11 protein-coding genes are annotated in these 13,298 nt (G+C 69.2%); 9 read left to right on the forward strand and 2 right to left on the reverse strand.

Going from position 1 to position 13,298, the window contains the following annotated elements; translation table 11 throughout:
* The first annotated feature begins 190 nt into the window (after positions 1–190).
* Entirely contained in the window at positions 191–1,897 is a 1,707-nt protein-coding gene (locus I4J89_RS01630) for an IPT/TIG domain-containing protein (protein WP_196411973.1), read from the forward strand.
* Positions 1,898–2,016: 119 nt separating this feature from the next.
* On the opposite strand, the gene I4J89_RS01635 is transcribed toward I4J89_RS01630, so the two are convergent.
* Positions 2,017–2,634, reverse strand: coding sequence for a hypothetical protein (locus I4J89_RS01635; RefSeq protein WP_196411974.1), 618 nt, complete (start codon positions 2,632–2,634; stop codon positions 2,017–2,019).
* Between the two features lie 234 nt (positions 2,635–2,868).
* Between I4J89_RS01635 and I4J89_RS01640 the strand changes: the two genes are divergently transcribed.
* The 8 genes from I4J89_RS01640 to I4J89_RS01675 all read left to right on the forward strand — a co-directional run bounded on the left by I4J89_RS01640 (position 2,869) and on the right by I4J89_RS01675 (position 11,492).
* Positions 2,869–3,618 (forward strand): NUDIX hydrolase, encoded by a 750-nt coding sequence (locus I4J89_RS01640; protein ID WP_196411975.1) that lies wholly within the window; start codon positions 2,869–2,871, stop codon positions 3,616–3,618.
* Positions 3,619–3,667: 49 nt separating this feature from the next.
* The gene (locus I4J89_RS01645) at positions 3,668–4,606 is read left to right on the forward strand and encodes a serine/threonine-protein kinase (RefSeq protein ID WP_196411976.1); all 939 of its coding nucleotides are present in this window, start codon (positions 3,668–3,670) and stop codon (positions 4,604–4,606) included.
* Between the two features lie 11 nt (positions 4,607–4,617).
* Positions 4,618–5,577, forward strand: a complete 960-nt coding sequence (locus I4J89_RS01650; RefSeq protein WP_196411977.1) for a hypothetical protein — start codon at positions 4,618–4,620, stop codon at positions 5,575–5,577.
* Positions 5,574–6,782: an adenylosuccinate synthetase gene (locus I4J89_RS01655; protein ID WP_196411978.1), complete on the forward strand. Its 1,209-nt coding sequence runs from the start codon at positions 5,574–5,576 to the stop codon at positions 6,780–6,782. Before I4J89_RS01650 ends, I4J89_RS01655 begins: the two co-directional genes overlap by 4 nt.
* Before the next feature lie 248 nt (positions 6,783–7,030).
* Positions 7,031–7,324 carry a DUF1540 domain-containing protein gene (locus tag I4J89_RS01660; protein ID WP_196411979.1) on the forward strand — a complete coding sequence of 98 codons (294 nt, stop codon included), beginning with the start codon at positions 7,031–7,033 and terminating at the stop codon, positions 7,322–7,324.
* Positions 7,325–7,494: 170 nt separating this feature from the next.
* Positions 7,495–7,929 carry a hypothetical protein gene (locus I4J89_RS01665; RefSeq protein WP_196411980.1) on the forward strand — a complete coding sequence of 145 codons (435 nt, stop codon included), beginning with the start codon at positions 7,495–7,497 and terminating at the stop codon, positions 7,927–7,929.
* Between the two features lie 4 nt (positions 7,930–7,933).
* Entirely contained in the window at positions 7,934–9,343 is a 1,410-nt protein-coding gene (locus tag I4J89_RS01670) for a multicopper oxidase family protein (RefSeq protein WP_196411981.1), read from the forward strand.
* 187 nt (positions 9,344–9,530) lie between these two features.
* Positions 9,531–11,492 carry a S8 family serine peptidase gene (locus tag I4J89_RS01675; RefSeq protein WP_196411982.1) on the forward strand — a complete coding sequence of 654 codons (1,962 nt, stop codon included), beginning with the start codon at positions 9,531–9,533 and terminating at the stop codon, positions 11,490–11,492.
* A 675-nt stretch (positions 11,493–12,167) separates the two neighbouring features.
* Here the strand turns inward: I4J89_RS01675 and I4J89_RS01680 are convergent.
* The gene (locus tag I4J89_RS01680) at positions 12,168–13,298 is read right to left on the reverse strand and encodes a DUF5925 domain-containing protein (protein ID WP_196411983.1); all 1,131 of its coding nucleotides are present in this window, start codon (positions 13,296–13,298) and stop codon (positions 12,168–12,170) included.

Here is a 13,298-nt window from a genome sequence, read left to right on the forward strand (position 1 = left end):
GGACAAAAGGGCATGAGCTTCGCGCGGACGCCAACGGACGCAACAGCGAATTCACTGAACTTTGTCACTCTAGGTGTTTGTTCAATCGCACCAAGTTACGCTTCCGGCGAGAACCGCCCGACGGCGCCGCGAGCGACCCCGGGCACACCCATCCCACAGACGGTTTCCAGAAACCGTAGGAGGACCTCGCATGCGTAAGTCCAAAACACGCATCGAAACTCGGCGCGCTGTGCGCGCCGGGCTCGCGACGGCGGCGACGGCCGTGGTCGTGCTCGGTGCAACCGCGCTGCCAGCTCAGGCAGCGGCAGTGACTCTCACGTTGAGCAACGCCTCAGGAGCCAACACCGGTGGCAACAGCTTCACAGGCACGTCTACAACGCCGTGGCTGACCGGCTACACGGCACCCGTCGCTTACTTCGGTCAGGCTGCGTGCCAGCAAACCTGGACGACGGCCAGGTATAGCTCCAACGTCCTGCCCAGCGCATCCAACACTGGCATTGTGGCTGCCGAAACCACCAAGAAGGTGTCCAACAACAAGGTCGCCGTCTCCATCAAGGCGGCCGCTGCCGGCACGACGGGCGCCAATATCGACCTCTCCGACTACGGTGCGGCCGGCGGTACAACGCGGTACAACGTCTGCATCTACGGCTCGGCGACTGACGCCAGCCCGCTGGTCGGAACCGCGAGCTACTCGGTGGTAGCTGCCGCTACCCTTGCCGCGATCAGTCCGACCTCTGGCCCGGCCATGGGTGGTACACAGATTACCGTTACCGGGACCAACCTGCCCACGACTGCGGGTTCGATAACGGCCACGCTGGGCGGCCTCCCCCTGACGGTCCAGCCAGGAGCTAACAACTACTTCACGGCCACAGTTCCCAAGGCGTCCCCGCAGAACGATGCGGACCTGATCATTGAAACGACCGCCGGCACCCTTCGCATGAACGACGCTTTCGACTTCGTCAACGGAACTACCGTTACGCCGAACACGGCACCGTCGACCCGGAACTTCGTCGACATCGACATGTACGGGTCCGGGTTCCTGAACTACACCTTCGGCTGGACCCTGCCCGACGCAAAGGTCTACCTCGTCAACGGCAACTACAACCCCGCTGACAGTGCCAACAAGAAGACGCGACCCCAGACGTCCGAATGTATCGACGTTCTCGTCATTGACGACACGGAGCTGATCTGCACGCTCGTTCTGTCCCAGACGACTGCTGACGCAACCCTCCCGTCGGCCACGACTGAGAATGACGCCAACTACACCACCGGCGGAACGACTATCGCCGCTGCAAACGCCACGACGGCAATCGCTACCCTCGGCGGCACGACGACGCTGACCGTTCCCGGCGGTGGCCTCACCCAGGCCGACGTCGGCGAGGAGGTCACCGGCCTGTACGTGGATGAAGCCGTTGACGCCGCTATCGCCGCCGACACCGTCATTACCGCGGTGAATGCGGCCGGGACAGTAGCCACGCTCAGCACCGCCGGTACTATCGGAACCTCCGGCAACTTCCACAGCATCACTATCGGTGCCGACGCGCGAGCGACAACCGGTATCTCCATCGCCGCCATCGGCAGCAGGACCGTCACCTCCGCAACTCCCATGTTCTATGCCGGAGATGTCGGCGACCGAATCATTGACGCCACTGAGATCGCACCCGGAACGGTCATCACCGCCGTGGCGTCGGACCGCCTGTCAGCGACTATCTCGAAACCGGCGCTTGGCACGCTTAGCGCCGTGGCCACCACAACCATCCAGCCAAGCACGCCCGTTCCCGACGGCTCATACAACCTCACCGTTGTGAGTAGCGGAAGTCGAGCGGCCCAAACCGCATCCACCTATCTTGAGTCCGTTGTCGCAAGCGGCTCGTCCTTCACAGTGGCCGAGTTCTAGTTCGGACTTGGCCGCGACCAGGCCCGGCGGCTCGTTGCTTCTAGCGCGAGTCGCCGGGTTTCCTTAACGACCGCACGGCGGCCGCACAGGTGCGGCCGCCCTTCGCTCTTAATGTGGGGCTAGTTCATCGTTTTCCAGCGCTTCAATATCGCGGCTACGCTCTTCCGTCGGGAAGGGTTGCCATCCAGGTCGACTGCGACGGTGTAGACGCTCCTCTCAGCGCTGAGGCGCCAGCACAGCAGAAGGTTCTCGCGAACTCCCGCCTTCTTGTTGTTCTGCAACCGAATCCGTTGCGTGCATGAAACCCCGTTCCCGACTGGCTCGCCCTTGCCGGCCACCCACGCGAGTTCCCGCTGACCGGTGAGGTCACCACGCGCTGACACCACACGCATAGTGCTCCGGTCTTTCTTAATATTGCCGCTGTTGGTGATCTGAAGATCGTCCACCGAGGCTTCCGGTCGGGGTTGCATTCCGCGTTTGATCTCGACCTTGCCTACGACCGCTGACTTGCGCACCTTCGCGACCCGCTCCTTCTCCGACGGGCTGAGCGACGGCGGCGTCTTCGACGGCCTCGGACTCGGCGACGTCGGCGCGTTCTCACCAGACGGCGACACCGCTGAAGTAGCCGGGCTGGCCGAACTTCCGTCCGACACCGCCTGCGACTCTGTCGAACTCTCCGAGTCGCCCCCGCAGCCACTCAGCCCCAGGATCAGCGCCACTCCGGTCACTGCGGCCACCCGCGCACGATGGCCTGCCATCGGTCCAGTCATCGCTCAACACCCTCCAAGTTCTCCGGATCAAGCCCCCCATGACTGTGGGAACTTGGACTGTCAATGCTGACAAAAACTCCTAATCCACACGGCCAAACTGCCACAGACTCAGCCGTTCCACAGCCACGGGTTGACGGACGGCGATCGACATCGCTATGTTCCTCTCGCATCGAGTAAGACTCATAGAGAGAAGAACGCAAGATGGACGAGGTGAGCTATCTGGCCGGCTACGACCCGCGGCGCTATCCCGCGGTCGCGGTCACCGTTGACGTCGTGGCGCTGACGATCCGGGACGGCAAACTCTGTGTCCTGCTTGTTGAGCGCGGAACTCAGCCCTACGCCGGCCAGCGCGCCCTCCCCGGCGGCTTCGTCAAGAACGAGACCCTCGACGAGGCCGCACTGAGGGAGTTCGCCGAGGAGACCGGCCTGACCCCGGGGCAGGGCGAGCTCGGCCGGGTCCACCTGGAGCAGCTCAAGACCTACGGCGACCCCGACCGCGACCCCAGGATGCGCGTCATCTCGGTCGCCTACCTGGCATTCGCCCCGCGACTGCCGGAGCCCACGGCCGGCACCGACGCGGCACGGGCCTACTGGGTGCCGGTCGACGAGGCCAAGGACCTGGCCTTCGACCACGACGACGTGCTCGCCGACGGCCTGGAGCGCGCCCGCGACAAGCTCGAGTACACGCCTCTCGCCACCGCCTTCACCGATCCCGAGTTCACGATCAGCGAGCTGCGGCACGTCTACGCCGCGGTCTGGGGCGAGGAACTGCACGCCGGCAACTTCCACCGCAAGGTGCTCTCCGTGCCGGGGTTCGTCGAGGGCACCGGCCGGACCACCGCACGCGGCGGGGACCGGGGCGGGCCGAGGGCCAAGCTCTACCAGGCCGGCGACGCCCGCCTGCTGCACCCGGCGCTGCTCAGACCCACGAGGGAGGACCGGGTGAGATGACGACGCCGGAGAAGAGGCCGCGCCACTACCGGGGACGCCACCGCCGGACGTGGAGGCGGCGGACCAGATGATCACCTTTGATGAGGCGGTGCCGCGGATCATGGCGGCCGAGCGGTTCAGTGACCTGGGGACGGGTGGATCCGATGCCGTTCACGCGTACCGGAAATGGGTGAAGCTGGTCCACCCGGACACCGTGAGTGCGGCGCGGCGCGCGACCGCGACGCAGGCTTTCGCCAAGCTTTCCGCGCTCTACCACGAGAGGGGCGACGCGCACCGGCCGACGGGGACGCTGCGCACGCGGAACGGCGTCTATCGGATCGAGGACACTTTCGCCTCCGGCGACATCGCGGAGCTGCTCGACACCGGCGACACCCTCCTCAAGATCCCCCGCGACCCCGCGGACAACGACCTGATGCGGGCCGAGGCCGACGCGCTCCTCAAGCTGCGGACGGACGGCGACCCGAGGTTCCGCGCCTACGCTCCCCGGCTCGTCGAAACCTTCACCCACGAGGACCACGACCACCGCAGACGCACGGTCAACGTGATCAGGCGCCAGCGCGGGATGCGACGACTGAGCACCACGGAAACTCTGGAGGACGGCGTCTGGATCTGGCGCCGGCTGCTGACCGCCCTCGGCTGGGCGCACCGGGCCGGCGTGATCCACGGCGCGATCCTCGAACCGCACGTCCTGATCCACCCCGAGCATCGCGGCTTGGTTCTGGTGGATTGGTGCTACTCCGGGCATCGACCGAGGGCGATAGTGAAGGCAAGGGAAGTCGCCTATCCGCCGGAGGTGCTGAACGACAGGACCGCCACCCCAGCCACTGACATCTACATGGCAACCGGACTGATGACGCGCCTGCTGGGACCGCGAATGCCGCAGCGGCTGACGGAGTTCGCCGCCGGCTGCGTCTATCAAGCGCCGCGAATGCGGCCTCAGGATGCCTGGGCGCTCCTGGCCGAACTGGACGAGATCATCCGGATCTGAGGAGGAACACCATGGGAAGCGGACGCTGGTCCACCGACGTCTACACCGCGGCGGCCGAGTACCGCTCCGCGCGCGGGCAGAGCGCCTTCTCCTACAGCGACAGCGGCGCCCGCACCGTCCACCCGGAACTCGACCCGCGGGGCGTGTTCATGCGGGAGAGCCGGGACAGCGAGGAGCACCCGTTCAGTACGCCGATCGCCGTCCTCTTCGACGTGACCGGTTCGATGGGTAACGTGCCGCGGGTCCTGCAGACCAAGCTGCCGCAGCTGCTGGGCCTGCTGACCCGGCGGAACTACGCGATCGACCCGCAGATCCTGTTCGGCGCGATCGGGGACGCCACCTGCGACCGGGCGCCGCTGCAGGTCGGGCAGTTCGAGTCGGACAACCGGATGGACGAGGACCTGGCCCGGATCGTTCTGGAGGGCGGTGGTGGCGGGCAGAAGCACGAGTCCTACGAACTGGCGCTCTACTTCATGGCCCGGCACACGGTCCTGGACTCGATGATCAACCGGGGGCGGCGCGGTTACCTCTTCCTGATCGGCGACGAAATGCCGTACCCGAAGGTGAAGCCGCGCGAGGTCGAAGCCGTGATCGGCGACGAAATCAAGGCGAGCATCAGGATCGAAGACCTGATGACCGAGCTGAAGCGGAAGTACGACGTCTATTACATCCTGCCGACCGCGGCCGGATGGGGCGGCGACAAGGAGGTGCTGGGCCGCTGGCGAGCCCTGCTCGGCCAGAACGTCCTGGAGCTCGACGACCTGGACGCGGTCTGCGAGACGATCGCGCTGACGGTCGGCCTCGGCGAGGACGCCATCGACCTGGACGAGGGCATCGCCGACCTGTCCGACATCGGCTCGGCGGCGGGCGGCACGGTCGGCCGGGCGCTGGCCCCGCTGCAACGCAACCCGGTGGTGCGCGACGCGCCCTTCGAGATCACCGCGGGCCCGAGCGGAAACCAGCGTCTGTGAGAGAGCACATCGCCGTCGTCGATCTGGGCTACGGCGACGCCGGCAAGGGCACCGTCGTGGACGCCCTCTGCGCCTCGAACAAGATCAAAGCGGTCCTGCGCTTCAACGGAGGCGCGCAGGCCGGGCACAACGTGGTCACCGAGGACGGCCGCCACCACACCTTCGCCCAGTTCGGCTCCGGCACGCTGCGTGGCGTCCCCACCCACCTGACTCGCTTCTGCGTGGTCGATCCGCTCGCGCTGGCCGCCGAGGCGCGAGCGCTCGGCAACCCATATCACCTGCTCACGGTCGATGGTGACGCCCTGCTCGCCACTCCGTGGCATCGCGCCGCCAACCGGCGCCGGGAACTCGCGCGCGGCACGCACCGTCACGGTTCCTGCGGCATGGGCATCGGAGAGACGATGGCGTACGCCCTACGCGTCCCCGATGCCCCCAGGATCGCCGACACCCTCCGGCCGGCTACTCTCCGGCGCCGCCTCGCCGGCGTCCGCGACGCCCTCGGCGACTGCGAGTACCCCCTCGACGACGTGGTCGACGCGTTCACCGCCTTCGCCCGGACGGTACGCGTCGTCGACTCCACCCATACCGACCGGCTGCTCGCCGAGGGCCCGTGCGTCTTCGAGGGCGCGCAGGGTGTCCTGCTCGACGAGTGGTACGGCTGGCACCCGCACACCACCTGGTCCACCACCACCTTCGACAACGTCGCCGCGCTCTGCCCCTCGTTCCGGCGGATCGGCGTGGTGCGTACCTACACCACCCGGCACGGCGCCGGACCGTTCGTCACCGAGGCACCCGATCTCGATCTGCCCGAACCGCACAACGGCCGCGACGCCTGGCAGGGCACGTTCCGGATCGGCCACTTCGACGCGGTCGCCCACCGGTACGCCGTCGAGGTGGCCGGCGGTGTCGACGGGCTCGGGGTGACCCACCTCGACGCCCCGGAACGCTGCCCGGGTCTGCGCGTCTGCCGGTCGTACCGGATCGACGGCGAACTCTGGGACCGGATCGCCCCCGGCCCACCGCGCGACCTGGTCCATCAGGAACGGATCACGAACCGGCTGCTCCGGGCCCGTCCGGGCGATCTCCACCGGCCCGAGGATTGGTCTGCCGAGATCAGCGATCTGCTCGGCGCCCCGGTCATTCTGGAGTCCCGCGGCCCGCGTTCCGTTGACAAGACTTTCACCGCGGTGCCGGTCGTCGCATAATCCGGTAATTGATTTACCCGTCGCATTCGCAGGTGCCGAGAAACCCCGTCACAAGCGCTCTGAGCTGCAACTATGCTTGACCTGTGATCAGCACCCACATTTAGGCATGCCTTACCTCATGCCCCTTAGGCGTGCCTTACCTAATGAGTCGAATCTTTACCAGCAACATCATTAAACGACATGGAAATTGCTTCGAACCGGAGTTATGGTCGGCGTGAGGCCAATAACCATCAGGGGAGCTGGTAACCATGACGCAGATGATGAACATGCCGCGCGTGCAGACCTGTACCGTCGCCGAATGCGGGTACAACCACGACGGCTGTACCGCCTTCGCGATCACCATCGGCAGCCTGAGCACCGCCGAGTGCGACACCTTCATCAACTCGGGCGAGCAGGGCGGCATGGGCGTGGCCACCGCACAGGTCGGCGCTTGCAAGCGGGCCGACTGCACGTACAACGAGAACCTGGAGTGCCGTGCCCCGGCGATCACCGTGGGCGCCTCCGCCGACAAGGCCGACTGCCTCACCTACCAGCGGGGCTGAGCCGCCACGACTGATCCGAGCCCGCCGCCTCTCCCGAGACGGCGGGCTCGTTCGTGTCCGCATGCCACCTACGACGTACGCCCTACCAGGAAATACGCTTCCGGGCGTATTGCCCGCCCTTCGACCCCGGCCGATGCTGAGAGGGTCCGGCTCGAAGGGGGAAAAGTCCGGTGCGTTCCGCTTATCGCATTCTCGCCATTCTCATCGCGCTCGGCGTGGTCGTTCAGGCCGCGGTGATCGCCGGTGCCTGGTTCCTCGTCCTCAACGACCTCGATTCCGGAACGGTCCTCGACAAGAACTCCGAGGGCAACTGGGCGCACGTCGTGCACGGGCAGATCGGCGTCATGGTCATGCCGCTGCTCGCTCTGCTCCTGCTGATCGTCTCGTTCTTCGCCCGGATCCCGGGCGGCGTCAAGTGGGCCGCGATCACGCTCGGTGTCACGATCCTGCAGGTCGTTCTGGCGTTCGCCGGTTTCGCGGCGCCGGTCCTGGGCCTGTTGCACGGCGTCAACGCGTTCGCGATCGCCGGGGTGGCCGGCGTGGCCGCCCGTAAGGCCCGCGAGGCCACCAGCGCGGTTCCGGCTTCGCCGGCCGCCGTCTCCTGAGAGCGTGCGCACCAGCGTCCGGGCCGCCATCGCCACGGTGGCGGCCCTTGCCGTGCTCGGGCCGATCGGCTGGTTCTGGTACGACAGCCTGGTTCCCGGCACCTACGACATGGCCACCATGGGTTACGCCGACTACGGCGGCGGCCCACCCGCCGGCCACCAGCACACCGGCGGGATCAGCGTCGCCGACCTGCGGGGGCCGTCCGGGACCCCGGCGGTGACCGTCACCCTGACCACCCGGCGGGACGGCGACCGCTACACGATCAACGGCTCCTCCCCCGGTCCGGAGATCCGCGCCCGGCAGGGCGATCTGATCCAGGTGACGCTGGTGAACGAGTCGGTGCCGGACGGGGTGACCCTGCACTGGCACGGCGTGGACGTCCCGAACGGCGAGGACGGCGTCGCCGGCATCACCCAGGACGCGATCGCTCCCGGTCGCAGTCACGTGTACCGGTTCGTCGCCCGGGACGCGGGCACCTACTGGTACCACTCCCATCAGGTCTCCCACGAGCAGGTCCGGGGCGGGCTCTTCGGTGCGCTGGTGATCGAGCCGCCGTCACCGGCCGGCGGCGATCACGTGGTGCAGGTGCACACCTACCAGGGGCGGCGAACCATCAACGGCAAGCCGGGCGTCTCCGAATTTCCGGCCACCTCCGGTGAGGCGGCGTCCTCGGGCCGGACGGTGCGCGCCCGGGTGATCAACACGGATGCCGGGCCGATCCGGGTCTGGGTGAGCGGGACGGCCTACCGGGTGGTCGCGGTGGACGGCCGTGACCTGCACCAACCCGGCCCGATCGGCGGCGCGGCCGTGCTGCTCACCGCGGGCGGCCGGGTCGATCTGGAGTTCACCGCGCCGGGGCGGGTGGACGTCGGCGGGGGCGCCGCCATCGGATCGGGCGCGGCCTCGGCCGAGCCGCGCGAGCTGGTCGACCTCCTGACGTACGGGACACCGGCCCCGCTCGGCTTCGACCCGGGACGGGCGACCCGCGTCTTCGACTATCGGATCGGGCGGCGGATCGGCTTCCTGGACGGAATGCCCGGCATGTGGTGGACCGTGAACGGCCGGCTCTTCCCGGACGTGCCGATGTTCATGGTCCGTACCGGCGACATCGTCCGGATGACCATCCGCAACGTCAGCGGTGAGGTGCACCCGATGCACCTGCACGGCCACCACGCCGTGGTGCTCAGCCGCAACGGTGTCGCCGCGACCGGCAGTCCGTGGTGGATCGACTCGCTCGACGTGGCCGACGGTGACCGCTACGAGATCGCGTTTGTGGCCGACAACCCGGGCATCTGGGCGGACCACTGCCACAACCTGGAGCACGTCCCTGAAGGCTTGACCGCCCACCTGGCCTACGCCGACGTCAGCACCCCATACCGGGTCGGCGGCGACGCCGGCAACGTCCCCGAGTAAGCCGAGCCGTGCCCGCCCGGAAGCGAGCACGGCCGGAGACGAGCACGGCCGGGGGCCGTGATGTCGCGGTGGCATCGACGCAGGCCGCACCTCAGCCGCACCCCACAGCGTCCGCCGTCGCACTTGTCCGGCCGGACAGTTGTCGACGCGGCGCCGGATGGCGTCGCAGTCGACGAGAGGTGGACGGATGAGGCAGCCGGTCAAGCGTGGCATCTTCGCGGGTGCGCTCGCGGCGCTCGCGATCGCGGGCGTGGGCGCCTACGTCCTGCCCACCGGCACGCCAGGCTGGGCGCCGGTCACCTACGGGCTCTCCGCGAGCCCGGAGGAAATCCTGCCCGCCGTCGTCTCGCCCGCCGAGCCGGCCCGCGTCGTCACCACCACCCTGGACGCGAACGGCCGGCCGGTCGTCACCGTCACCGAGGCGACCGACCGGGCGAGCGCGGCCGGCCTGGTCCGGGACGCGCAGCGGGCGGAGAACACGGTCGGCGTCGAGGTCGACGCCGTGGCCGAGATGTTCCAGGCGCCCACCGGCACCGACCGGTACCGGCCCCTTCAGTGGGACCTGGACACCATGCGGGTGCCGGCGGCCTGGCAGCGGTCGACCGGCGCCGGCGTGACGGTCGCGGTGATCGACACCGGTGTGGACGTCTCGCACGAGGACCTGACCGGCCGAGTGCTCTCCGGCTACGACGCGATAAGCGGCACCGAGGGTGTCAGCTCGGACGGGAACGGCCACGGCACCCATGTGGCCGGCACGATCGCCGCGACGACCGGTAACGGGTCCGGCGTGGCGTCGGTCGCCCCGGACTCGTCGATCCTGCCGGTCAAGGTGCTGGGGGCGAACGGCTCGGGCTACATGTCCGATGTGGCCGAGGGCATCGTCTGGGCCGCCGACCACGGCGCTCACGTGATCAACATGTCGCTGGGCTCGACCGGCCGGACCGGTGCGGTGAGCACCGCGATCGCCTACGCCCGCAGCAGGAACGTCGTGGTGGTCGCCGCCGCCGGCAACAGCCGAGCCCAGGGCAGCCCCATCCAGTACCCCGCCGCCGACGCGGGCGTGATCACGGTGGCCGCCACCGATTCCACGGACACGGTCGCGAACTACTCCAACGCCGGGGACTACGTGGATGTGGCCGCGCCGGGCAGCGCGATCGTCAGCACGTACCCGAGGGTCCTGCACACCCCCGGTTATGGACGGCTCTCCGGCACCTCGATGGCCGCGCCGCACGTGGCGGCGGTCGCCGCGCTCCTGGTCGCGGACCGGCCGGGGATCACCCCGGACGAGGTGGAGATCGCGCTGAAGACCTCCGCGATCGATCTCGGCAGCCCCGGTAGGGACAACGACTACGGCTACGGACGGGTCGACGCAGCGGCCGCGCTCGAGGCGATCGGGCCGGTCACCACCCCGCCGACCAGCACACCCGTCACGACCGAGCCGACCAGCGCCGCACCGACGACCGAACCGCCGGCCACCGAGCCGACGACCGAGCCGCCGGCGACCGAGCCGCCGGCCACTGAGCCGGCGACCCCGGCACCCACCGCGACCGAGACCAGCGCGCCCACGAGCCCGCCCACCACGGCGCCGGCCCCGAACGAACCGGCTCCGACCGAGCCGGCACCGGCACAGACCGTCGTCACTGCGGACTCCTCCACTCAGCGCGTCACCTACGGGACCACGGCGGTCACCACGTTCACCGTCACCGCGGGCGGGACGGCCTTCGCGGACCAGCCGGCCTCGATCTGCGTCGCGCCCGCCGGTGAGACCTGGTCCTGCACCTCGGTGCGGACCACCGTGGACGGCACCTACCTGGACACCCGCACCGCGACCGGCGCCTTCCGGGTCCGGCTGGTCGTGGCCGCGACCGGCGCCAACACCGGCGCGTCGGCGACGGCGACCCGCACGGTGAAGGCGGCGGTCACGGTGACCCGTACCGCGAAGGGCACGCTCGCCGTGACCGTCAACGGGCCCACCGGGCAGGCGATGACCCTCCAGCGATACACCGCCGGACAGTGGACCACCGTCCAGACGTACGTCACCGAAGCGAACCAGACCTTGACCGGCCTGGTCAGCGGTGCGACGTATCGGGTCGTGGTGGCCGGCACGGCCACCGTGCAGAGCGTGACCAGCGGATCCGTGAAGGCCTAGACAGCTTTCCGGGTCAGGGTCGGCCGTCCACTTCTTCGGGGTACGCGTTCATGCGGTGTCCTCCGCGTTCCCGCGCGAGCTGACTGCCTGAGCCGTGCCCTACCGCGACCGCCGGGCCCGGGTGGGTGGAGCTCTTCGCTCGCGGTTCGCAGGACCGGTTGCGACCGGCCGCTGGTTGCTGGCCAGCGGCCGGGGTGCCTACTTGCGGTTGGTGAGGCCGGCTGCGCCCGGCCGTGGATGCGGGCCAGCGGCCGGAGTGCCTACTCGCGGATCGCGGGGCCGGGTACGCCCGGCCGGTGACTGCCTCCCGCCCGCCGGGCATGGCCGGTGTGGTGTTGATCAGCGAGAGAGCCACTGCTACGAGCTCCGTGATCGATAAGGCCGGGTTTCGCGGGCCGGCTGTGCGCCAGGGCTGCTTCAACTCCGGGAAGCAGACCTAGCGCACAGCCGAGTGATCAAATAGGCCGAAAAAGCGGCCCGGCTGTGCCGGATGGCTGTCACCGCCTCCCGCGCCGCGCCGCGCCGAGCCGAGCTGGGCCGCGCCGAGCCGAGCCGCGCTGGGCCGAGCCGCGCGTCCCAAGCGGTGATGGAGCTTGGCCAACGCTCAATGCTGTCTCAACGGCCGCCAGACAGCACCCACGTTGGGCCGGGCAAGACCCTGACCACGAAGGCTCTCTACAGGTACATACCGCCGATCGGTGACTCCCGCTGGGGGACGGTCACCGGTGCGGCGCCAGTCTTCAGGGCGTAGAGCTCGGCAAGGGTGGCGCCCTCCGGGCCGATCCCGGCGGGTGAGCCGAGCCAGGCGGCCGCCTCGGCGTACGGCAGGCGACCGACCTCGATGCTGGCCAGACAGCGGCCCGGCCGGACCACGGCGGGGTGCAACGCGGACAGGTCCTCGTTCGTGGTGATCGCGATGAGCGCGTTGCGGCCCTGCCCGAGCAGGCCGTCGGTGAGGTTGAGCAGGCGGGACAGGGCCTGGCCGGCGCTCGCCTTGGCCTCGCCACGGATCAGCTCGTCGCAGTCCTCGAGCATCAGCAGCCGCCACTTCGGCCCGTTGTCGTCGCTGCCCAGCGCCACGTTCATCAGGTAGGCGGGGTCGGCGAAGAGACGCTCCGGGTCGAGCACGCAGTCCACCTGGCACCAGGACCGCCACTGCTGGGCGAGGGCCCGCAGCGCGGTCGTCTTGCCGGTGCCGGGCTCGCCGTGCAACAGCAGGAGACGGCCGTTGACCGACGAGCCGTCGACGGTCATCAGCCGTTCCAGGGTCTCGGCGACCGGTGTGGCGTAGTTGGAGCGGATCTCGTCCCAAGGGGTCGCGCCGATCTCCCGCTCGGTCCGGCGCGGGCCGTGCGGTCCCTGATGCCAGAAGCCGATCGGCACGCTGTCGGCGATCGGCGGCGGGTCGTCGCAGGCGTCCGCGATGGCCTCGGCGAGCACCCGATCGGCCAGTTCGGCGCTGATCGCGGTGACCTCGACCCGGGCGCGCCGGCTCTGCTTCCAGCGGGTGACGTGCAGCGACCAGCCCTCGCCGACGCTCAGCCGGCCGTGCCCGTCGTCGTCCTTGGCCTCGCGGACCAGGCGGGCGTCCGGGAGGGTGAGCGGCGCGTCGGCACGCAGGTTCTCCAGGAACTTGGTACGCCCGAACGGCTCCCGCCCGGTGACGAACGCGTCGAGGGCCAGCAGGTCCACGACGTCCACCAGCCGGTCGTCGTCGTCGACGGACCCGGCCAGCGGCAGGGTGAAGCCGGCCGGCTCGGCGAGACGGCCGGCGGCCCGGTCCACGGACTGGTGCGGTACGCGCAT

Source organism: Actinoplanes aureus (genome assembly GCF_015704865.1).
Taxonomy (GTDB): domain Bacteria; phylum Actinomycetota; class Actinomycetes; order Mycobacteriales; family Micromonosporaceae; genus Actinoplanes; species Actinoplanes aureus.